Below are 22,105 nucleotides of genomic sequence, written 5' to 3'. Positions count from 1 at the left end.
TAGAGAATAAGAAGATGATGATTATTTTGACAGCTAACTACTTATTATAAGGTATATTTGCCTAGATATTAACCGACGATTCATTTAATACAGCCTTAAAGCAATATACTAATCCTATTTAACTTTTATGTCAAGCAAAAATTCTAACTTACTGGTTTTGCATCTTCTTCATTAGGACCAAAATTCCAAGCTTCCGCATAAGCGGCACCATTGCCCCATAATTTTTCTGCTAATATTAAATAACCATTTAGCGGCTCTAATACATATTATGTATTAGGCTGGATTGCAATTTCACTACGAGTAAATCGAATAAAAGTATCTGATAGATTAAAGCTTTTTGAAAAGCCTCACGCAAACTACTACGAATACGATTATGTAATTCTTCAGTAGCGGCTTTGGTAAAAGTCACAACTAGAATTTTATTAATAGTCAAACGCTTTTCCAGAATTAGGCGTAAGACTAGAGTTGTAATTGTATAGGTTTTGCCAGTGCCGGCGCTGGCTTCTATGGTGGTGTTTTTCATTATAGTTAGTTTTAATAATTTTCAGCGAGATAATAGCAAATTGATTATAATAACTATGAGTTCAAACAAACTAAAATGGAAAATAAAAAATGAGTTTTGAAATATTAATTGCAATTGCATCCGCTTTTGCTGCTATTGTCGCTTCTAGTTTAGCCCTAATAGGGCAAAATAAAGTCGCAAAAATGAATGCTACTATCGCTGAAAAACGTGATGAAAACTTACATAAACAACAAGCCAAATTAATTTTATCTAAATATCGTGAACCATTGATTAATTCAGCTTATGAATTACAATCTAGGATTTTTAATATCTTGCGTTTAAAATTTTTAGATAAGTTTTATCTAAGAGGAAATGAACGAGAAAAACAATATGCAGTAGAAAATACTATTTATGTCATTGCCCAATATTTGGGATGGATAGAAATTATTAGACGAGAAATTCAATTTTTAGATTTAGGTGAACTAGAAACTACTAAAAAACTCTCTAATCTGGAAAATCATATCTGTGAATTATTTTTAGATACCAGACTCGGAACAGTGCTAAGAATTTTTAGAGGTAATCAAAGAGCTATTGGTGAAATTATGGAGTCAAATAGTCAATGTTTAGGCTATGCTAAATTTGTGCAGAACCAAGATCCTGATTTTCAATATTGGTTTGAACCTTTAAGAGAAGATATTGAATTACTTGCAAAAGAACTAGATAAACATAATACCAGATTAATAGAACTTCAACACGCCTTAATAGATTTAATAGACTTTTTAGATCCTGATTATATCAGGTATCCGCAGCAACGAAGAGGGAAAATTTAATGACAACAGTAACCAGCAGTCAAGCTAGCACCAAACTACCAGAGTTAATTAATGAAGTTGCCAATTACCATATACCACTATTAATTACCAGCCAAACAGCAAATGCTGTATTAATTTCTGAAGAAGATTGGTCTGCGATTCAAGAAACATTGTATTTATTATCTATTCCGGGGATGCCAGAATCCATTAAAGAAGGATTAGAAACTCCAATTGAGGAATGTTCTAAGGAATTAAACTGGTGAGTTGGCAAATAGTTTTTACTAAACAAGCTCAAAAAGATGCTAAAAAATTAACTAATCCGCATTTACGTAAAACTGTAACTACTTTATTGGATATTTTAGCTAAAAATCCATTTCAAAATCCACCGCCTTATGAAAAATTAGTAGGTGATTTGAAAGGAGCTTATTCAAGAAGAATTAATATACAGCATCGCTTAGTATATCAAGTATTGATCAAAGAAAAAACAGTTAAAATTATACGAATGTGGTCACATTATGGGTAACATATAATATGTGTGGAATATGTGGCGAGTTTCGCTTTGACGCTAATAAGTCTGATCTTCAAACTCTATCTAAAATGATGGATCGTTTAGCTGCTAGAGGCCCTGATGATCATGGGTCTTTTTTTGATGGGGCTATTGGTTTAGGGCATCGGCGTTTGTCGATTATTGATTTATCAAGTCGTGCCCATCAGCCTATGTCTGATCAGGATTTAGGCTTATCCTTAGTATTTAATGGTACTATTTATAATTATCGGCAATTGCGGCGTGAATTAATTCAGTATGGTCATCAATTTGTTTCTGAAAGTGATACTGAAGTTATACTGAAATCTTATGCACAATGGGGTGAAGATTGTGTTAGTCATTTTGATGGAATGTTTGCCTTTGGTTTATGGGATAGTCATAAGCAACAATTATTATTAGCCCGTGATCGTTTAGGAATTAAGCCTTTATATTTTACTGAAAATGCAAATAGTTTACGCTTTGCATCAACATTACCAGCCTTATTAGCCGCTGGAGATGTAGATACCAGTATTGATCCCATAGCTTTACATCATCATTTAAGCCTTCATGCAGTAGTTCCAGCACCGCGAACTATTTTACAAGGTGTTCGCAAATTAGCCCCGGGTACAATTTTAATTGTTAATTCTAAGGGTAAAACTGTAAAAAGATATTGGTCATTATCCGCCAATCGCCCAGAAATTGCTTTAAGCGAATCACAATGGATTGAAGCTACACATGCCGCGCTTAAAGCAGCAGTTGATAGTCATCGCCTTGCTGCTGATGTGCCAGTTGGAGTATTATTATCTGGTGGTTTGGATTCCAGCTTATTAGTTGCTTTATTGGATCAAAATGTTAATACATTTTCAATTGGTTTTGAAGATGCTCCAAAAGAGCGTGGTAGTGAATTTGAATTTTCAGATCAAGTAGTTGCACGTTATAATACCAATCATCATCGCTACACAATTCCTAATAATCAAGTTTTAACGCGCTTACCAGAAGCCATAGCAGCAATGTCTGAACCGATGGTGGCACAAGACGCTGTAGCATTTTACTTACTAGCCGAACAAGTATCAAAAACAGTAAAAGTAGTACAAAGTGGGCAAGGAGCAGATGAAGTATTTGCAGGTTATTTCTGGTATCCACTAATGCAAGCAGCACAAGGTTCTGATTTAGAAAGATTTAAAGGCTTTTACTTTGATCGAACTCATGAAGAATTTTTACAAACAGTTAATCCAGATTATCATGGAGCAGATCATACTTCGCAACTAGTAACTGACTTATTAAAAGGCTCAGAAACATTCCTAGACAAAGTGCTGCGAATGGATGTAACCACCTTAATAGTAGATGACCCTGTAAAAAGAGTAGATAATATGACGATGGCATGGGGTTTAGAAGCGCGAGTACCATTTTTAGATCATCATCTAGTAGAACTAGCGGCAACCATGCCAGCAGAATTAAAATTAAAGGAAAATGGCAAATACCCACTAAAAGCTATCGCACGTAAATTACTACCAGCGGCAATAATAGATCGCCCCAAAGGCTACTTCCCAGTGCCAGCATTAAAATATGTACAAGGAGAATTTTTAGAAACAATGCGCGAAGTTTTGACATCACAAGCATGTCAACAGCGGCAACTATTTCAAACTGATTATATAAATAAATTACTAGCGGCACCAGAATCATATATGACTCCCTTGCAAGGGAGTAAATTATGGCACTTGGCGTTATTGGAAATGTGGTTACAGGAACATATATTGTAAGGATTAATGAGAGAAAATAAATTTTTTAAAGGAACACATGGCACCTGTTCTTCCAATGCTAAGTCAATTATTACTAATGGCTTTAAATATTCTAATATTGGTTTGAGAGGTGGAGGTATATACTTTTGGGGTTATATTTTAGATGATCTTGAAGTTTACGCAAAGACTCTAGCTATAGCTTGGTGGCGATTTGCAAAGAAAAAAGGTGATTATGCTAACGCAGTTTCGTCCAGTTGTTCGGTTATTTTTGCTGATTTTAAGGTTGATAATCAGGATATTTTAGATTTTGAAGATCAGCAAATAAAAGAACAATTTATCGTGTATTCACAAAAGGTTTACCAGAGAATTAAAGTAATAAATCCAGATGAAACAATCTCAACAATATATGATATGTTTATAAGTGATGTAGAAAAATCTATGGGAAAAACATTTAAAATAATTCACGTAAAAGTTCAAGCCCCCAAAACTTATAAGAAAGTATTACCAATGGACTTAACTGGTCAACCGTCGTGTTATGTGGTAAAAAATTTAGATTGTATTGAAATAACGAGATTCGAGGAGTTCTATGATGAACAGTAAGATTATTTTAGAATCTATAGATTCAATGTCTGATGAAGAATTACAAGCAAAATATGAAAGTCATAAACATGGATCAGTTGGAAGAGTATTTATTGAAGCTAAAGAATTTTTACCCTTTTTTATGAATCAAAGTGTTGAGGAACATATCGCGCAGGTTAATGACTTATCTATTTATTTTGATCTTAATCAACCAATTAAAACTAATACTAAATCAATTGGTAAGTGGAAAATATTTCCAGTAACTAATGATAATGTATATATGCTAGCAGTGTAATGATTAATAAAGAAAACAAACAGGGATATGAAAATCATCCTATTCAATTAATAACCTTAAAAGTTCTGGAACTTTCTATAAAAGTGATTCCTGAATCTATTCAATTTGAACAACCAATTGTAGAACAATTTTCACTTTTTCATGGATGTAGCGAATATAATCATGAAGATAATACAATTGGAGTTAGAATTGGGGTAGAAATAGGCGAAGAGCTAAAAGAAGTTCCTTTTAAACTTAGAGTAGAAATTTTGGGAGTTTTTAAAGTAGATGAGAATAAATTTCCCTTAAATTTTCTTGAAAAATGGGCAGAAAATAATGCTCCATTGATTCTCTACCCTTATTTGCGAGAACATGTATTTAGCCTTAGTTCTCGCGCTGGATTTGATGGTACACTTTTACCTTTATTTCAAGTACCTACTTTTTTTAAATGAAAATAAACCAAACAAAACCAGCAATTGGCTTATTAGGCGGTACTTTTAACCCGATTCATAATGGTCATTTACGACTAGCTTTAGAAATATATGAAAGACTTTCATTAGCAGAAGTGCGTTTAATTCCTTCTGCGCAACCACCTCATCGAGCCATTCCTAGTGTTAGTAGTAAGCTGCGTTTAGAGATGGTGCAAGCAGCAATAGCAGGTGTAAATGGATTAATTGCTGATGATCGTGAGTTGCAACGCGATGGTCCATCTTATATGGTTGATACATTATTTAGCTTACGTGCAGAATATCCTGATAATCCTTTGTGTTTAATCTTAGGCTCTGATGCCTTTATGAATTTAAATTCATGGTATCAATCGACACAAATAATAAATTTAGCTCATATCATAGTTGTGCGTCGCCCAAATACTGTATTAACTATACAAAATATCAATCAAACTAATCAATTAAATCAATTATATACTAGCAAAGCAGGAAAAATTTGGGTAGAAGAATTGCCAGATATGGCTATTTCAGCTACGCAAATTCGCGACTTAATTGCCGCTGGTAACAATCCAAATTACTTGTTACCACTTGCAGTTTTAGACATTATTAACCATAATAGGATATATCGTTAATATAGATTATATATCATTCAATATGAAGACTGAACAATTATTAAGATTAACACAAACCGCTTTAGAAGATAAAAAAGCTAAAGATATTAAAATCTTAGATGTACGTAAAATCAGTAGCTTTACTGATTTTATGATAGTTGCAACTGGCAATACTGCTAGACATGTTAAAGCATTGGCTCAAAACGTCATCGCCGAAGCAAAAGCCAATAAATATCGCCCTTTAGGTGAAGAAGGTGATAATACTAGTGAATGGATATTGGTTGATTTAGGCGATATTATCGTTCATTTAATGCAGCCTGAGACTCGTGATTTTTATCAATTGGAAAAATTATGGGCTGATATGAGTGCCTAAACAATCTGGTTTTGCCCTTATGTTGCTATTAACATTAATCGTTATATCAACAACAAGTTTTTTGGTAGTCAACATTGATCCTTTTCAATTTAAGCTGAAAAAGCAAAAACAGACTATTAGGGCATTAGCACAGGCTAAACGAGCATTATTAGGATTCGCGCTAACTTATGGTGATGTCAAACAAGGGCAAATGCCCGGTTATTTACCTTGCCCTGATAAAACTGGTAATGGTAGTGCAAATCCACCTTGTTCAAAAAAAGGTGAAAATGTAAGTGGGCAATTGCCGTGGCGAACTTTAGCTTTGCCACCGCTAGATTTAGACTATACAGTTTCTGGCAAATATAAAGATAATCCTAAACAGATATTAAATAATACTGACACTAAAATAATTGCCACTATTGTTTCCAATACGCTAAAAAATGATCATTCAATAAAACTCGAAATTAAACCTGACAGGTTTTTAAAACCTGTCAGGTTTGTCTCGGCAATTATTACACCTAAAGACTTTGAACCAATATATCAAGGAATGAATGACTGGGTAGGAGAGAAAGTTTTACAGTGTTTCAAACAGAAAGGTAAAAAATGTTTGAATGATGGGCAATGGAAATGGTGGAAAATATGGAAACAAAAAGTATTTGTTAAAACTAATAAAATTCTAACAACTTCAACAACAGTTATAAATCTTCCAATAATAGTATTAATTACAACCAAAGAACAAAATAACCAACTCTTCAATTATTTGGAAGCAAAACACCTAGATGAAAAAATACTTACTACTGATTTTGAGCTTGATATTTATTACTAATTGTGGCGCAAAACGCATTACAATTGGTGCTAAGCCAGAAACACCAACAAATAAACAAACTCGCATTGCAGCAGAAAAAGCCAAACAAGAAGCACAAGAATTTGCCCGCAAATGCGAGAGAAAAACCATGTCAGACCCTACTGAATGCAAGGTCAAAACTTATCGTCGTTGGTTATTTAAAGTTCATTAAAAATCGGCAAACCTGACAGGTTTTAAAAACCTGTCAGGTTTATAAATTCTTATAAATCACCAGAATGTTCTGATAAATAATTAGCCACACCGTCTGGTGTATCACTCATACCAGCTTCACCTTTATTCCAGCCAGCAGGGCAAACTTCGCCATGTTCTTCAGTAAATTGTAAGGCATCAATTAAACGTAACATTTCATCAATGTTGCGCCCTAATGGTAAATCATTTACTACTTGATGACGAACAACACCTTCTTTATCAATTAAAAATGAACCACGATATGCAACTGCACCATCAGGTGTTTCTACATCATAACTTTTTGCTATATTATGTGTTAAATCAGCAACTAAGCTATAACGTACTGGTCCAATACCACCTTGATCAACTGGAGTATTACGCCAAGCATTATGAGTAAAATGTGAATCTACAGATATACCTATTACTTCAACATTACGTTCTTGGAAAGCTTCAAGACGCTTATCAAAAGCAATTAATTCAGTTGGGCATACAAAAGTAAAATCTAAAGGATAGAAAAATATAACTGCATATTTACCTTTAACAGTTTCAGAAAAATTGAAAGTATCAACAATTTCACCAGAACCTAAAACGGCTGGAGCTGTAAAATCAGGTGCTGCACGCCCTACTAAAACGCCCATATTAAAATCCTATTAAATTTAAAAATTACTATATTGGCATTAATTATAATAAGACAAGTAATGGCTAATAATTTAAACTATAGTTTTTTAATTAGGGGTTATATTAATGAATGATAAATATCATGGTTTTATTCGCACGCTTCACTGGCTGATGTTTGTGCTATTCACAATAATGTTTGTGCTTGGTTTTGTGATGGTAGAATTTAAAGAAAGTCAACCGTGGGCTATGTATAATTTCCATAAATCCACAGGTGTTTTATTATTTGGGTTGGTAATAATAAGACTGCTAGCAAGATGGATTACTGATGTACCACCACTAGCAGCAGAAATGTCTGCAACAAATCGTCGCATCTCTAAATCTGTGATACATTTTATGTATTTGTTAATGGTTATACTACCTATAAGTGGTTACGCATTATCAAATGTAGCAGGTTATCAAGTGAGCTTTTATGGCTTAGAATTACCACAAATATTTCCTAAAAATGAAGAATGGGAATCAATTCCCGAGATGGTTCATGAATATGGTGCATATATTTTCTTAGGATTTATTGGCTTACATTTGCTAGGTGTAATTACACACCATATAAAGAAAATAGAAATTTTACGTCGAATTACTTAATAACTTTCTTCATCTTCCATAGATTGCATAATCTGATAACACAATTCAGAGCAACCTTGCCCTGATATAGCGGATATTTCAAATACACGCCCTTGCCAATTTAGTGCATTTACAATCGTTTCAGCATGTTGTTGTTGTTCCTCGGCTGGTAATAAATCTACTTTGTTTAATACTAGCCAACGTTCTCTTGCCGCTAATTCAGGATTATATTTTTCTAATTCACGGGTAATTTTAATTACATTTTCTACTGGATCAGTATTATCTATTGGTAATATATCTACAATATGTAATAGCAAATTGGTGCGTGATAAATGCTTTAAGAATCTTATTCCTAAACCAGCTCCTTCAGCGGCACCTTCAATTAAACCGGGAATATCTGCAATTACAAAGTTACGATCAACTTCAATTGAAACTACCCCTAAATTAGGATGTAAGGTAGTAAAAGGATAATCAGCAACTTTAGGTCTAGCGGCAGATACAGCGCGAATAAAAGTTGATTTACCAGCATTTGGTAAACCTAATAAACCCACATCAGCCAATACTTGTAATTCTAAACGTAAAGCTCTAGTTTCACCTTCTGTACCTTTGGTAATACGACGAGGGGCGCGATTTATACTACTTTTAAAATGTGTATTACCTAAACCATGTTCTCCACCCTTGGCTACTAATACTTTTTGCCCTGCTTTAGTTAAATCTCCCAAAAGCTCTTCAGTTTCCAAATCAAAAGCAACAGTTCCAACAGGAACTTTAATAATTAAATCATCACCTTTTTTACCTGTACATTCAGCACCTTTACCATGTTCACCTTTTTTAGCTCGAAACAGACGCTTATAGCGAAAGTCAACCAAAGTATTTAAATCTGCTTCAGCTTCTAAATAAATACTACCACCATCACCACCATCGCCCCCATTGGGACCACCGTATTGAATATATTTTTCGCGTCTAAAACTTAAACAGCCATCACCACCATGACCAGCTACTAGTTCAATTTTAGCTTCATCAACAAATCTCATACTATGCTTTTTTTCCTATCCCCCTTTAATGGGGGTGAGAAATAATTATACTGTAGCTGCTACTGGAATAACACTAACAAATTTACGGTTTTTAGGCCCTTTAATTTCAAACTTTACTTCGCCATGAGCTTTAGCATAGAGAGTATCATCTTTACCTTTACCAACATTCAAGCCCGGATGAACTTTAGTGCCACGTTGACGTATTAAAATATTACCAGCTAAAACTTTTTCACCACCAAAACGTTTTACACCTAATCGTTTTGATTCTGAATCGCGTCCATTGCGGGTACTACCGCCAGCTTTTTTATGTGCCATTTTATTTTCCTAGATTAATTAGCAGTAATATCAGTTATTTTAACATCGGTATAAGATTGACGATGTCCCATTTGTTTACGGTGATGCTTACGACGTTTAAATTTAATAATAGTTATTTTCTTTCCACGCCCTTGTGCTTCGACGGTTCCAGTAACTTTACCACCAGCTACTATAGGTGAACCGATTTTAATATTTTCTCCTTCAGCTACCATCAGCACTTGGTCAAAATCGACATTGCTACCGACTTCTGCTGGAAGTTTTTCTATTCTGATAGTTGAACCCTGAGCGACTTTATATTGCTTGCCGCCTGTTTGAATAACAGCGTACATATATTTGATATTCTCTTATTTTAATGTCAAAAGTTTCTAATTATAAACTATTTTAATTTTTAAAACAAATAAATATTCATCACCACAAACTGTGATAAAATAATTTCATGAAAAACGTAACAAGATTATTTATAATTTTAGGAAGTCTAAATGCAGCATTAGCAGTTATGCTGGGAGCATTTGGCGCACATTTGCTTAAAAACCAACTGAGCGAAAATTTGATGGCTATATTTCAAACTGGAAATCAATATCATTTTTTCCATGCTTTAGGATTATTTGCAGTTGCATTTATTGGATCACAGACTAATTCTAAATTGGTCAAATGGTCTGGTTTTTTGATGTTTGCTGGAATTATACTATTTTCTGGCAGTTTGTATATATTAAGTATAACAGGTATAAAATGGTTAGGAGCAATTACGCCAATTGGCGGAATTGCATTTATTGGAGCTTGGATTCTATTGGCTATTGTTGGAACTAAACCTGACAGGTTTTAAAAACCTGTCAGGTTTGTCAACACAGCTTCACGTTCTAGTTCTAATTCTTGTTGATTTTTGTCTAATTGTTTTCTACTAAATTCATCAATTTCTAATCCTTGAACAATCGAAATTATTCCATTGTCTATTGTTACAGGATATGAGTATATTAATCCTTCTTTAATACCATAGCTGCCATCACTTGGTATTGCCATACTGACCCATTGGTCTGTGCCTTTTACCCAATCACGCATATGTGATATAGCTGCATATGCGGCAGAAGCTGCACTTGATTTGCCTCGTATTTCAATTATACTAGTTCCGCGTTGTTGTACGCACGGCATTAAATCATTAATAAACCAATTTTGATCTACATTGGTTGTCGCATAACGAATATCCGTATATTGGGAAGCTGAATGATTACCCCAAATAATAACATTGTTAATCTCAGCCACATTCACTTGTAATTTGTTTGCTAATTGATGTAATAAACGGTTATGATCAAGGCGTGTCATTGCCGTAAATTGTTCAGGTGCTAAATCAGGGGCGCAACGCATTGCAATATAAGCATTAGTATTGGCTGGATTACCAACTACCACTACTTTTACCTTAGAATTGGCATAATTATTTAACGCTTTACCTTGTACCTTAAAGATTTCTGCATTGGCTTTGATCAAATCTGCTCTTTGCATATCCTTAGTACGTGGTGCTGCACCAACTAGAAAAGCATATTCGACATCAGTAAAAGCCGTTTTTACATCATCTGTTATTATGATGTCATATAATAATGGATAAGCACAATCATTAAGCTCCATGCCTACACCATTTAAGTGCTTAATTATAGAAGGAAGTTCTAATAGATGTAAAATAATAGGTTGATCAGATCCAAATAATTCGCCGGAAGCTATGCGAAATACTAATGAATAAGCAATTTGCCCCGCGCCGCCTGTTACTACAATACGTACTGGTGGTTTCATGATATATTTTTGATTTTTCTAAGCAGGTGTTCTGCGGCCAAACGCCCAGTTTGCGCTGCTCCATTCATAAATCCTTGGTGCTCATCGCTCAGATGCTCACCAGCGAAAATCAAGTTGCCTGCTGCGACATCTTGCCCCTCTTTTTCATCCTCTATATAAACATAATCTTGGATAAAATTGGTATATTGGCCGGGCTTAAAGCAGGCATAACTTCCCTTTACAAACTCCTTAGTAGGCCAGTGCATTCGCTTGGCTTGACCATTCGACTGAGCTGATATACCGGGGATGAACTTCTCTGTTTCTTGGATAAATTTTTCTGCTTGTTCCTTGGGTGTACCATTTATGGAATGTAATCCAACATCTCCACCAAGGAAATAGGTAATAACCCCCACCTCACTCGACTGTAACTCTGTCCCTTCCCATGACGTTTGGAAAGTGTCTTCAGTGTACCCCTTACAACTCACACCTTGCTGTTGCCAAACGCGGTGCTTAAACCCTGCCATCACTTTTGCGTTGTGTCCATAACCCACTTCCTTAATAAAACGGCGCAAGCCTTCGGGCAGCTCTACACCAACTTCCAACTGACGGAGAATCGTGAACGGTAGAGCCAAGATCACAAAGTCAGCCTCTACATCCAAACCTTGGAATGTCAAATTAAAGCCATCGCCACGACTGTGAATGGCTTGCAAAGGTTTGCCAGTTTGGATTTGAGTTTCTACTTCCTTGGCAAGCGCATTTATCAGTTGTTGAGTTCCACCTCTTATTTTGAAGCGTTCATCTGAATCGCCAAGTATTTTTACTCCATCTTTTCCAACTATTGGAATTTGCCAAAGCAAACTCAAGCTTGACATTTCTCCCATTTCGAGACCCATCTCTGTAATCATAACTTGATCAATCAACTTGCGCGGCCAACCATCAACGCCTAAACCATCCAAGTAAGTAGCCATAGAAAGTTGGTCCAACTCCACACTGGCATTTTCCCAATCTTCGTCTAGCCGCTTTGCATCAACAGTCAAGCGTTCCACGATTGGTGACAATTCTTTAATGAGAGTATCCTCTGAGAGAAGCTGACCATCAAAGAAAAAATAATCTTTAGGTCTGGCATCACCAAGAGCATGTCTGTCATCCAAAGTCAGATTGAATTCCTTAATTAGCGAAAGCATATCCTTATGAGAACTGTTGACAAATTCTCCCCCTAAGTCAACCCACGTATCAGGCGCGAATTCATCCGTCATGGTAAACATACGTCCGCCGACTCGGTTCGAGGCTTCATAGAGTGTGGCTTGATACCCAGCTTTTTTCAGTTGGTAGGCGGCATTCAATCCAGCCAAACCAGCTCCAACAATCACTATTTTTGGTTGATCATCTGTTGAATCAAATGGACGGCAAGCGGGAAGTAAGGTACCTGCTCCAACTACAGCAGACATCTTCAGCAATTGACGACGGCTTATAGTTTGCTTGCTGCGTACACTCCTCCCTTGTTGCTGATTCGCCACTTGCGTAGCGCGTAACAAGCGGACAAATTTCTGGAATATTAGCGTGTGGGCCATTTGCTTTTCTCCTTCAGTTGGTGAGCATTTTAAACTTTTAGCGTAAAATTTTTAATTATAAACTATTTTAGTTTAAAAAACCAATGTTAAATATAAATTCCAAAACAGTTTGTATTTATAATCCTTGTACTATTGATATTCTACATATATACTGTATATCCTTTTAATTCAAAATACTTTAACTATGATGATAGGTAATACAGTTCAAGAACAGCTTGATAATTTTATGGATGGTTTAAAACGTCGCAACCCACATGAGCATGAATTTCATCAAGCGGTTTATGAGGTTGCGGCAAGTATTATTCCATTTATTTTTCATAAATCAGTTTATCAACAAGCGAATATTTTAGAACGCTTAACTGAACCAGATAGAATCATTACTTTTCGTGTTTGTTGGGAAGATGATGAGGGTAATATCAGAGTTAATCGTGGCTATCGGGTTCAACATTGTAATGCAATTGGACCATATAAAGGTGGTATTCGTTTCCATTATGATGTCAGTCGTAGTATCTTAAAATTCCTTGCCTTTGAACAAACTTTTAAAAATAGTCTTACCGGATTACCAATGGGAGGCGCAAAAGGTGGGGCTGATTTTAATCCCAAAGGTAAATCTGATCGCGAAGTGATGCGCTTTTGTCAAGCATTTATGACTGAATTATATCGTCATATTGGTCCATTTACTGATGTTCCAGCCGGTGATATTGGAGTTGGTGCTAGAGAAATTAGTTATTTATTTGGACAATATAAACGGCTTGCGAATGAATTTACTGGTGTACTTACAGGTAAAGGCTTAGCTTTTGGTGGTAGCTTAATTCGTAGTGAAGCCACTGGTTATGGTGCAGTCTATATTATGCAAGATATGCTGAAATACCATCAACAAACTATAGAAGGCAAAACTATTGTGGTTTCAGGCTCTGGTAATGTTGCACAATATACAGTCGAAAAAGCCATAGAACTAGGTGGTAAAGTAGTTACAATGTCTGATTCTAGCGGATTTATTTATGATCCTGACGGAATTGATCAACAGAAACTAGATTTTATTAAGCAATTAAAACAAGTAAGACGTGGACGTATTTCTGAATATGCAAGCGAATTTAAAGTAAAATTCTATGAAAAACAAAAACCTTGGTCAATAGCTTGCGATCTTGCGTTTCCATGTGCCACTCAAAATGAAATTAATGCTGAAGATGCAGCAACTTTAGTAAAAAATGGTTGCTTAGCAGTCTCAGAAGGAGCCAATATGCCAACTGAACAAGCTGGCATTAATCTTTTCCAACAATCGAAGATTTTATATATTCCTAGCAAAGCGGCAAATGCAGGTGGTGTAGCAGTATCTGGATTAGAAATGACCCAAAATAGTATGCGCTTATCATGGTCAAGAGAAGAACTAGATCAGCGGCTACGTAAGATTATGCAAGATATACATGATAAATGTGTTGAATATGGAAAACAAGAAGATGGAACGGTAAATTATCTAAAAGGGGCTAATATCGGTGGTTTTATTAAAGTGGCTGATGCTATGTTGGCATATGGTGTTATATAGATGATCGACAGCCTTCAATTGAAATAAGATTTGTATGTTAGTATGTATTTTTTTACCATCCATATTTAAATATTATATACTTTTCATGATCAAAACCATTAGTTTATTTTTAATAACAAATTTTGCAGTTTTATTGGTACTCAGTTTTAGTTTACAAATTTTTAATGTAGCTAATATGGGCTTTTTTCTTATTTTAGCATTAGTTATTGGTATGGGCGGCTCGTTTATTTCTTTAGCTATGTCTAAATCAATGGCTAAAAGAAGTACTGGAGCGCAAGTAATTGACTATCCTAGTAATAATTCTGAACGACGCTTAGTTGAGATTATAGAATCTATTGCTATAGGCGCGGGAATTGCTAAACCTGAAATTGCAATTTATGATTCACCTGATATTAATGCTTTTGCAACTGGTATCAATCGTAATGACGCTTTAGTCGCAGTTAGTAGTGGCTTACTTGATAATATGACTGAAGAAGAAGTTGAAGCTGTATTAGCACATGAAATAAGCCATGTAGCCAATGGTGATATGATTAGATTAAGCTTAATACAAGGTGTTTTAAATACTTTTGTGATGGTATTTGCGCGAATTATTGGTCAAATAATTGATCGTGTCGTGTTTAAAAATGAACGTGGTGTTGGTATTGGTTATTACCTCAGTATTATGATTGCAGAAGTTGTGTTAGGTGTGTTGGCTAACATCATTGTCATGTGGTTTTCACGAAAACGTGAATTTTATGCAGATGCTGGTGCAGCAAAATTAGTAGGTAAACATAAAATGATTGCGGCTTTAGAACGATTGCAAATGGCACATAGCGGTGCATTACCCGCACAATTAACAGCCTTTGGTATTAATAGTAATAAAGTTATGGGATTATTTCTGAGTCATCCGCCACTAGAAGCTCGTATTGATGCCTTAATGCAAGAACGTTATCTTAGAGATGCTTTACTTAAAAGCTAGAATTATGATAAAATAAAAGATTTATCTTTGGCAAATAGGAATTTGAATAATGAAATTATTACCCAAGCAGATACAACATCTAAAACAATATGTTGGTATTCCGGTTGGTTTTGATCAAGGCTCATCTTTTACTGCTTTAGCATATGCAGAATTAGATGATAAAGATGTATTAAATATAAAGGTTATTAATAAACCTTCTCATATTGCTTATGGTGTTAGTCCAGTTGAAATGCTTTTGGGTGAAGAAGATTCTGGAGATTCTGAAGTAACTGTTTTCCCTAATGATGAACGAGAAAGTACTTTTACGGTGGGTCGTGAATCCTTCGCAAGTGAGAATACCATTGGTAGTGAACGTATAGCACGTATTAGACCTGCTATGTTCCAACATTTTGCGGCTCATTTAGCTCCTTTTAGCAAGCAAGAGCTTTTCGTTACCCAAAGTATGCCAACTAACTTGTATTATCAACGCAATGTCAAGGATGGGTCAAAACGTCGGAATGTTTCATTAATCAATGCAGCTCAAGATGCCATTATAGCACCAACAGAGATTATGGTTGCAGATGAGAAAATAATGCCTGCTAAAATAAAGCATAGTACCGGCTTTGGAGCTAATGACGGCAAAACTAAAATCTTTGGCATGGTCACTATCTCCGAAGCAACAGCTCATGTTTGGAATCGCATTTTGTGGAGTTCTGGATTTGATGGTAATGCTATTGTAAAAGGAGTTTTAATGCCTAAAACTGATTATTTGGTTTTAGATATTGGTGGCAATACTACTGATTACAGTGTTTTCAGACTTTCTAAAGGTGATATTCAATATGATTTAGATCATACTGATGCGGAAGATAAGCATGGATTGTTTTTGGTAAGGAAACATTTGCAGGTTATGATATCAGCAGCTTGCAGTGAAAATGAACAACTTAAAAACATTCAAATATCTGATTCTCAAGTTGAATTTGTTCTTGAAAATGGCTTTATAGTAATTCAAGGTTACAAGATTGATTGCGCCAAGTTCATTAAACGAGCTTATGATCTAACAGCGCGAGAAATTTATACTTTTGTAAATACAAAATGTCCAAATTCTGTTGGTGGAGTATTATGTGCTGGTGGTGGCAGTTTGGCGTTAAAGGATTATATTGAAGGCAAATATCCTCATGTTACACCTGCTTGGTTTAGTAGCATTGAAATTTTAGATAAACCAGAAGTTTCTACAGCTGTAGGTTGTTGGAAACATTCTGCTTTTAGAGTATTAAGTATTGCACGAAAATATCTTAATTTGCCTTCACTTACTTTGATTGATTTGTATCGTGCTTTGCAGGATAATAAGTAACAATGCCTAGTACAAAGAAACGTTCATATCTACAATTGAAGGTAACTATCAGTGAAACCACACCTACTGGTTTAGTGGTATTAGATGCCTTATTGTCTGATGATCCTCAATTTTTAAAGCAATATGGACTTGGACCCAAGATGACCAGAGCTAATAAGTTGTTATGGTTAGCGTATTTGGGATTAACTCAGGGTCATAATCCGAATCAAATAAAAATTCCTGAACCGGTTAATGATGATTTTGATTTACCTATAACTGAACTAAAAATTACTAAAGCAGATGAATACGAAGATGAAGATATTTTAGATGAAGATGCTTTAATGGGTGGATTAATTTAGATTAATCTTCTCATACCAGTCAGGTTTTGAAAACCTGATTGGTATGATTTTTAACAAAGTAAAAATTATACTAATATTTACTAACCATCCATAAGGATAATATATGAGGCTATTATATATATTTAGCTTATTGCTATTTACCAACTTCGTGGTAGCCGAGGAAGGAATTATCAATGAGGCTAAAATTCGTCAATTGGCTGAACAAGCATGGGCTTTAAAAAATTTAGATAAAAATCACCAAGCTGAGGATATTTATTTAACATTGTTAGAAGATCCTGATTTACCATTGGATATTTCTTTAGATTATATGGATTTATTAGTAGGGCAATTACGCTATCGAGAAGCTGCTCAATTTTTTAGGTATCGCCCTATGCGCCCACCTAGTAATGATATTCAATTAAATAATCGTTATGCTTTTAAGCAAGCTGAACTTCTGGTAGCCGCTGGCAAATATCAAAAGGCTGTTAATTGGATTGAACCATATAAAGAGTTTAAAGGTAATCGCGTTTATTCAGCTTATTTTTATATGATGGCTGGTGAGTTAGATGAAACTAATCGCTTATTAGATCATCTAAAAGATAATATACAATATACACCGCATGAACAGAAAAAAGCTAATTGGTTGCGCATGGAAAAAGATCGTTTTTGGCATCGACGTGTCAGTGCTGGTATGAGAATTATTGATAATCCAGCATATGGTCAATTAACACCTATACAAGCTAAGTTTAAATCTCCAATCAAAAATAATTGGGGGCGTGTTGGTTTAGATTATTATAGTTTAGATAGTAAATATCATTTAAATTTAAATCTTGATCGCGTAATCGGTTTTAAAGATAAATATCAATTGGCTTTGTTGTATAGTGAAAATCAATTAGGTTTTAAAGCTGGTTGGAAAAAGCGTCGCGGTAATTATCAAATCAGTGCGAATGCGTTTTATCGTGATATCGAAACTGAAGTAACAGTGTTAATGAAAGATTTTGCTTTAAAAGATGGCTTGGAAATAAAAGCTTATTATAAGCCTAGAAACAAACTTATTTTAGGTGGTAGTTATAATTACACCCGTTATAATTTACCAAACGGCGATTATATTGGCGAGATCAACACTATACACCCTTATTTGGTATATATTGCTAAAGATAAAAGTCCAACTTTGCAACATGGAGTAGGATGGTTAAACATTACTGGGAAAGGTGATACGACTTATATTCCTCATAAGTTTGATATGTTTTATTATGCTATTTCGGGTTTACATTATTTCGGATTGAATAAAAGTATGATTAATTATGGTTTATCATTTGGTTATATGCAAGGTGAGAATTTCAGCGGCTTTGCCATAACACCAAGTCTAAAAATGCGTTATAGCCTTGCTAGAGATGCTGATTTACTTGGTGGTGTTGAATATCGTAAAGATAATTTAACAGGTGACGCGGAAACTAGAGCAAATCTTGATCTTGAATGGAGATTTTAGATGAAAAAATTTAGAGCCTTTTTGCCTTATATTGAGGCGGCTATTGTTTATGGCTTGTTGTTTTTTTATGTCTTGGATTTTTTGCCTCTTAATATTACACCGTATTTATTTATATTTGTAGGGATTATTTTTGCCCTGTTTTACGGCGTTCAAGGTATGATCATAGCTGTTGCTGGATTTTTATTCGCTTTGGGGAAAATGCACGATTTTATTTTAAATCCTATTACTGTAGAAGACTGGTTAATTGCAGTTATTGGTATGTTATTGTTTTTTATAGTAGGTAATCAAACAAGTTCAATTCGTAGAGATTTAGAAATACAACTTGATGCCAATAAAATGGCACAAACACGGATTCAAGAATTATTTTCACAATTAGTATCTATTGATACTTCACATAAAAAGTTTTTAGGTGAATTGTACTTTCGTGTTGATCGCCCATCTTATCTTTATCATGAATTAGGTAAGCTTGGTCAACATTTTAATGATGAAATGCAATTATTTGCGAAATTGTTTTCTTTGCTGTATCGACATCAATTTGTTGAAGGTGGAGTTGTTTATAAATTACATGAATATCAGGATTTAGAATATGATACTAATTATGTAGCTATGTTTCGTTATGGCTTGTCTTTGTTTCCTGATACTATTGAATTAAAGGATTCTCCACAATGGTTTAAATTATTACAAGCAGAAAAAGAAATCATTTCACCAAAAGTGATTGATAAGAAATTTATTATTTCGATTCCAATTATTCTAAAACCATCAGATAAGATGCAATATGTAATTGTGATAGAACGTATTCGACAAACTATGATTACTTCTGAGACTACTCATAGTTTGAAGATTACAGCAATTATTATTAAATTTATTTTAGAAGAACAAGTGTATTTGGCAAATCGCCCTGATTATAGTTTATTTAAACATGTAATGGTATTTCGCCCGGGTGTTGCTGAAAGAATTCTTAAAGAACGCTTGGAATTATTTACGAATGCTGAGTTACCATATAAATTAACTTATTGGAAGCTGGATGAATTACCAGAAGATTTGGAAAAAGTTGCTAATAAAATCCATGCAGCCTCGCGTCAATTTGATGAACAATTCGTCATTGGTGACAAGCTATTTATATTATTTGCTTTTTCAGAAGTATTTACTCCGATTAAAACTCGATTTAAAAGATATTATCCAACTATAGAACTAAAAGAAGTTACAAATGTTAACGTTAAACAACTTAATTCTAGCGACGATTTTCTGTCTTTGGGCAATTAATGAAACTTTTGTCATTATCTTTTTATTAGATAATAACTTATTTGAATTTATCATTGCACATAGTATCGGTATATTACTGACTTGGTGGTTTCTATTAAAGCTTAAAGAAAGTTCTAAGGAAATTGATGAGGTTATTGGTAAATATTTAATGATGGGTTTATTAATTATTGCTTGTATTCCATTAATTGGTCAGGCGGCAATTTTAATCTTTGGTTTCAGTTTTAAATATGCACCAACCAATCCTATAGCACGCGAAGACTATGATATAGTTGATAGAGCCGCTTTAGAAAAAGAAGCTTATGCTATTCAAGAAATGTATTATAATTTACCAACTTCTGAAATTATTGCTTTAATTTATGGACGTATGCCGTTTGAAGATACCATGAAAACTTTAAGCTTATTGGACAAATTAGGCTGGACAGCACATAAAACCCGCCTATTGCAAATGATATTAGAATACAATAAACACCCACTTGCGGGTATTGGTGCTGCACGTATTCTAAATGAAAAGAAAAACAAAATTTTCAATCAAATAGATGAATTGGAAAAATTATCAGAAGTGCCGTATGTTCGACTAGCTAGTTTATATTATGACATATATGATTTAGGTTTAGTTGATGCTCAAGTGGGTGTTTTCTATCTAAAGGGGGCATGTGAACGTATTGATAAAGCTTTAGAAGTAGATGCTTATGATTTTTCAGCTTATAATCGAGGTATTCGATATTATTTGGATAATCAACATATTGAGAAGGCAGAAGATTTATTAAATCAGGCAATGGGGATTTTTAAGAAAGAAGAACATCCACCTACATTTGCTGAATATCAAAAAGAAATACAAAAATTCCAAACACCTTTAGGGAATTATTTAGAACAATTATGAGTGAAGTAGCAGATATTTGCCTTATTATTGAGGGTAGTTACCCTTTTGTGACTGGAGGTGTTGCTTCTTGGATGCAGCGTCTTATTAAGTCTTATGAAAATGAGTTTACTTTTGCAGTAGTAGCTTTGGCGGCTGGCAAAAAAACTGAAAAGGATCTTCGTTATCCATTACCAGATAATGTAACCTTCATGAAAGGGGTTGATTTATTTGATTATTCAGAGATAAGGGATGCTGAACCGACCAAATTTAGTCGCGCTGAGCAAAAGGAAGTTTATGAGCAAATTGGTCAATTGGCTCATATTAATTTTGCTAAGGGTAAATTAACTGAGGAGCAGCGTTGTTTATTTAGGGATATTTTGCAGAAGCATAAAGAAGGCTTTTTTAAACATTTCCTTGCTAAAGAAAGCGGCTTAGAGTTATTGACTGAAATTTATGATAAAAAGCGTAGCAAAGAGGGATTTATTAAGTATTATTATAATTGGCGTAATATTCATTTAGCTATTTGGCGCGTCTTTATGCTTACTAATATTCTCCCAGAGGCGAAACTTTATCATGCTCCAGCGACAGGTTTTTCTGGTTTTCTTGCTTGCATGATGACTGAATTGTATGATAAGCCATCAGTTATTACTGAACATGGTATTTATATACAAGAGCGAGATATGGATTTAAGTGTTGCTGAATGGTTAGATGAAGAGTATATGCGTGATATGTGGCGCGACTTTTTTAAAGGTTTGACCAAGTTTCAATATGAAACAGTAACGCGCTTGATCACTCTTTATAATGGTAATCGAGAATTAGCGGCTGAATATGGTGCTGATCCAGAAAAGGTAGAAGTAATACCAAATGGTATTCAGATAGAACGCTTCCAAAAAGCTAGACGTACTCGTTTAAGAGAAGGAGAAGATCCAGTAATTGGGATAGTAGGGCGTGTTGATTCAGTGAAAGATATGAAAACCTATCTAAATGTATCAGCGATTATTAAAAATGCAATCCCTAATATACAATCATATGTAGTTGGACCAACTGAAGAAGTTGAATCATATTATAAAGAATGCTTAGCTCTACGTGAATTACTAAAAGCAGAAGACTATGTAACATTTACTGGACCAGCAGATGTGGTTGAATATTATAAAATATTTGATATATTATTACTAACTTCAGTGAAAGAAGCAATGCCACTAACAGTTATGGAAGCGATGGCATCAGGTTTACCAGTAGTAGCAACCAGAGTTGGAGCATGTGATGAATTATTAAATGGCTCTGGTGATGATAAATTGGGAGTTGCTGGTTATGTAGCAACAATTATGGATAGCCAAGATATTGCGATGAAAACCTTAGAAATATTAAATAATCCAGAACTAGCAAACCAAATGGCACAAACTGGTATTAAACGGATTGAAACTTATTATTTAGAAACCATGCTGGAAGATGCTTATCGTGAAGTTTATAAGAGTTTGATGTAATTTATAACCATGCAAAAACTAGGAATATGTTTTGCATGTTTTTACAACTCAACCATGAGCATTAAGCGTAATTTGTTTAT

General features: G+C 34.5%; 28 protein-coding genes. 21 read left to right on the top strand and 7 right to left on the bottom strand.

The features are described from left to right. Positions 1–256: 256 nt before the first annotated feature. The gene (locus tag BHU68_RS12860; RefSeq protein ID WP_069472438.1) at positions 257–523 is read right to left on the bottom strand and encodes a UvrD-helicase domain-containing protein; all 267 of its coding nucleotides are present in this window, start codon (positions 521–523) and stop codon (positions 257–259) included. 89 nt (positions 524–612) lie between these two features. On the opposite strand from BHU68_RS12860, the gene BHU68_RS17775 reads away from it, so the two are divergent. Genes BHU68_RS17775 through BHU68_RS12805 form a run of 11 tightly spaced genes read left to right on the top strand, consistent with a single transcriptional unit; the run spans position 613 to position 6,851 of the window. Then, positions 613–1,332 carry a hypothetical protein gene (locus BHU68_RS17775; RefSeq protein WP_216092644.1) on the top strand — a complete coding sequence of 240 codons (720 nt, stop codon included), beginning with the start codon at positions 613–615 and terminating at the stop codon, positions 1,330–1,332. Beyond that, positions 1,332–1,574: a type II toxin-antitoxin system Phd/YefM family antitoxin gene (locus tag BHU68_RS12850; protein WP_069472437.1), complete on the top strand. Its 243-nt coding sequence runs from the start codon at positions 1,332–1,334 to the stop codon at positions 1,572–1,574. Before BHU68_RS17775 ends, BHU68_RS12850 begins: the two co-directional genes overlap by 1 nt. Continuing rightward, positions 1,571–1,834 carry a Txe/YoeB family addiction module toxin gene (locus tag BHU68_RS12845; RefSeq protein ID WP_069472436.1) on the top strand — a complete coding sequence of 88 codons (264 nt, stop codon included), beginning with the start codon at positions 1,571–1,573 and terminating at the stop codon, positions 1,832–1,834. Before BHU68_RS12850 ends, BHU68_RS12845 begins: the two co-directional genes overlap by 4 nt. A gap of 8 nt (positions 1,835–1,842) precedes the next feature. Beyond that, positions 1,843–3,594: an N-acetylglutaminylglutamine amidotransferase gene (locus BHU68_RS12840; RefSeq protein WP_069472435.1), complete on the top strand. Its 1,752-nt coding sequence runs from the start codon at positions 1,843–1,845 to the stop codon at positions 3,592–3,594. A gap of 6 nt (positions 3,595–3,600) precedes the next feature. Then, entirely contained in the window at positions 3,601–4,173 is a 573-nt protein-coding gene (locus BHU68_RS12835; RefSeq protein ID WP_069472434.1) for a hypothetical protein, read from the top strand. Further along, on the top strand, positions 4,163–4,447 hold the full coding sequence (locus tag BHU68_RS12830; RefSeq protein WP_069472433.1) for a hypothetical protein: 285 nt from the start codon (positions 4,163–4,165) through the stop codon (positions 4,445–4,447). Before BHU68_RS12835 ends, BHU68_RS12830 begins: the two co-directional genes overlap by 11 nt. Then, complete coding sequence (locus BHU68_RS12825; protein ID WP_069472432.1) at positions 4,447–4,878, top strand: protein-export chaperone SecB; 432 nt, start codon at positions 4,447–4,449, stop codon at positions 4,876–4,878. The genes BHU68_RS12830 and BHU68_RS12825 overlap by 1 nt, the downstream gene beginning before the upstream one ends. Continuing rightward, entirely contained in the window at positions 4,875–5,504 is a 630-nt protein-coding gene (gene nadD, locus BHU68_RS12820; protein WP_069472431.1) for a nicotinate-nucleotide adenylyltransferase, read from the top strand. The genes BHU68_RS12825 and nadD overlap by 4 nt, the downstream gene beginning before the upstream one ends. A 22-nt stretch (positions 5,505–5,526) precedes the next feature. After that, the gene (rsfS, locus tag BHU68_RS12815) at positions 5,527–5,856 is read left to right on the top strand and encodes a ribosome silencing factor (protein WP_069472430.1); all 330 of its coding nucleotides are present in this window, start codon (positions 5,527–5,529) and stop codon (positions 5,854–5,856) included. Between the two features lie 19 nt (positions 5,857–5,875). Further along, on the top strand, positions 5,876–6,661 hold the full coding sequence (locus BHU68_RS12810) for a hypothetical protein (RefSeq protein WP_141699540.1): 786 nt from the start codon (positions 5,876–5,878) through the stop codon (positions 6,659–6,661). Further along, on the top strand, positions 6,645–6,851 hold the full coding sequence (locus tag BHU68_RS12805; RefSeq protein WP_069472428.1) for a hypothetical protein: 207 nt from the start codon (positions 6,645–6,647) through the stop codon (positions 6,849–6,851). The genes BHU68_RS12810 and BHU68_RS12805 overlap by 17 nt, the downstream gene beginning before the upstream one ends. A 49-nt stretch (positions 6,852–6,900) precedes the next feature. On the opposite strand, the gene BHU68_RS12800 is transcribed toward BHU68_RS12805, so the two are convergent. Next, entirely contained in the window at positions 6,901–7,506 is a 606-nt protein-coding gene (locus BHU68_RS12800) for a peroxiredoxin (protein ID WP_069472427.1), read from the bottom strand. A gap of 106 nt (positions 7,507–7,612) precedes the next feature. Between BHU68_RS12800 and BHU68_RS12795 the strand changes: the two genes are divergently transcribed. Next, positions 7,613–8,125 carry a cytochrome b gene (locus BHU68_RS12795; RefSeq protein ID WP_069472426.1) on the top strand — a complete coding sequence of 171 codons (513 nt, stop codon included), beginning with the start codon at positions 7,613–7,615 and terminating at the stop codon, positions 8,123–8,125. On the opposite strand, the gene cgtA is transcribed toward BHU68_RS12795, so the two are convergent. From cgtA to rplU, 3 genes are read right to left on the bottom strand one after another with little or no spacing between them, the layout of a single operon-like run. Further along, positions 8,122–9,138: an Obg family GTPase CgtA gene (gene cgtA, locus BHU68_RS12790; RefSeq protein ID WP_069472425.1), complete on the bottom strand. Its 1,017-nt coding sequence runs from the start codon at positions 9,136–9,138 to the stop codon at positions 8,122–8,124. The two genes, BHU68_RS12795 and cgtA, sit on opposite strands and share 4 nt — an antisense overlap. Before the next feature lie 45 nt (positions 9,139–9,183). After that, the gene (gene rpmA / locus BHU68_RS12785) at positions 9,184–9,453 is read right to left on the bottom strand and encodes a 50S ribosomal protein L27 (protein ID WP_069472424.1); all 270 of its coding nucleotides are present in this window, start codon (positions 9,451–9,453) and stop codon (positions 9,184–9,186) included. Between the two features lie 14 nt (positions 9,454–9,467). Next, positions 9,468–9,782 (bottom strand): 50S ribosomal protein L21, encoded by a 315-nt coding sequence (rplU, locus tag BHU68_RS12780; protein ID WP_069472423.1) that lies wholly within the window; start codon positions 9,780–9,782, stop codon positions 9,468–9,470. 107 nt (positions 9,783–9,889) lie between these two features. Between rplU and BHU68_RS12775 the strand changes: the two genes are divergently transcribed. Further along, on the top strand, positions 9,890–10,276 hold the full coding sequence (locus tag BHU68_RS12775) for a DUF423 domain-containing protein (RefSeq protein WP_069472422.1): 387 nt from the start codon (positions 9,890–9,892) through the stop codon (positions 10,274–10,276). Here the strand turns inward: BHU68_RS12775 and BHU68_RS12770 are convergent. Beyond that, positions 10,273–11,232, bottom strand: a complete 960-nt coding sequence (locus BHU68_RS12770; protein ID WP_069472421.1) for a malate dehydrogenase — start codon at positions 11,230–11,232, stop codon at positions 10,273–10,275. The two genes, BHU68_RS12775 and BHU68_RS12770, sit on opposite strands and share 4 nt — an antisense overlap. After that, the gene (locus BHU68_RS12765) at positions 11,229–12,782 is read right to left on the bottom strand and encodes an FAD-dependent oxidoreductase (protein ID WP_069472420.1); all 1,554 of its coding nucleotides are present in this window, start codon (positions 12,780–12,782) and stop codon (positions 11,229–11,231) included. The genes BHU68_RS12770 and BHU68_RS12765 overlap by 4 nt, the downstream gene beginning before the upstream one ends. Positions 12,783–12,966: 184 nt before the next feature. Here BHU68_RS12765 and gdhA point away from each other — a divergent pair, with 184 nt between their 5' ends. The 8 genes from gdhA to pelF all read left to right on the top strand — a co-directional run bounded on the left by gdhA (position 12,967) and on the right by pelF (position 22,025). Then, the gene (gene gdhA / locus BHU68_RS12760) at positions 12,967–14,325 is read left to right on the top strand and encodes an NADP-specific glutamate dehydrogenase (protein ID WP_338140383.1); all 1,359 of its coding nucleotides are present in this window, start codon (positions 12,967–12,969) and stop codon (positions 14,323–14,325) included. Between the two features lie 88 nt (positions 14,326–14,413). Then, on the top strand, positions 14,414–15,283 hold the full coding sequence (htpX, locus tag BHU68_RS12755) for a protease HtpX (protein ID WP_069472584.1): 870 nt from the start codon (positions 14,414–14,416) through the stop codon (positions 15,281–15,283). A 49-nt stretch (positions 15,284–15,332) separates the two neighbouring features. Next, positions 15,333–16,613, top strand: coding sequence for a hypothetical protein (locus BHU68_RS12750; protein ID WP_069472419.1), 1,281 nt, complete (start codon positions 15,333–15,335; stop codon positions 16,611–16,613). Between the two features lie 2 nt (positions 16,614–16,615). After that, complete coding sequence (locus tag BHU68_RS12745; RefSeq protein ID WP_069472418.1) at positions 16,616–16,951, top strand: hypothetical protein; 336 nt, start codon at positions 16,616–16,618, stop codon at positions 16,949–16,951. Between the two features lie 103 nt (positions 16,952–17,054). Further along, positions 17,055–18,419, top strand: coding sequence for a hypothetical protein (locus BHU68_RS12740; protein ID WP_069472417.1), 1,365 nt, complete (start codon positions 17,055–17,057; stop codon positions 18,417–18,419). Continuing rightward, positions 18,420–19,682, top strand: a complete 1,263-nt coding sequence (locus tag BHU68_RS12735; RefSeq protein ID WP_069472416.1) for a hypothetical protein — start codon at positions 18,420–18,422, stop codon at positions 19,680–19,682. Beyond that, entirely contained in the window at positions 19,627–20,562 is a 936-nt protein-coding gene (locus BHU68_RS12730) for a hypothetical protein (protein ID WP_069472415.1), read from the top strand. Before BHU68_RS12735 ends, BHU68_RS12730 begins: the two co-directional genes overlap by 56 nt. Beyond that, entirely contained in the window at positions 20,559–22,025 is a 1,467-nt protein-coding gene (pelF, locus tag BHU68_RS12725) for a GT4 family glycosyltransferase PelF (RefSeq protein ID WP_069472414.1), read from the top strand. The genes BHU68_RS12730 and pelF overlap by 4 nt, the downstream gene beginning before the upstream one ends. The last annotated feature ends 80 nt before the right edge of the window (positions 22,026–22,105 follow it).

Source organism: Candidatus Marithrix sp. Canyon 246 (assembly GCF_001723685.1).
Lineage (GTDB): Bacteria > Pseudomonadota > Gammaproteobacteria > Beggiatoales > Beggiatoaceae > Marithrix.
Note: the sequence above shows the minus strand (reverse complement) of the source record. Positions and strands in the feature narration are given on the sequence as shown.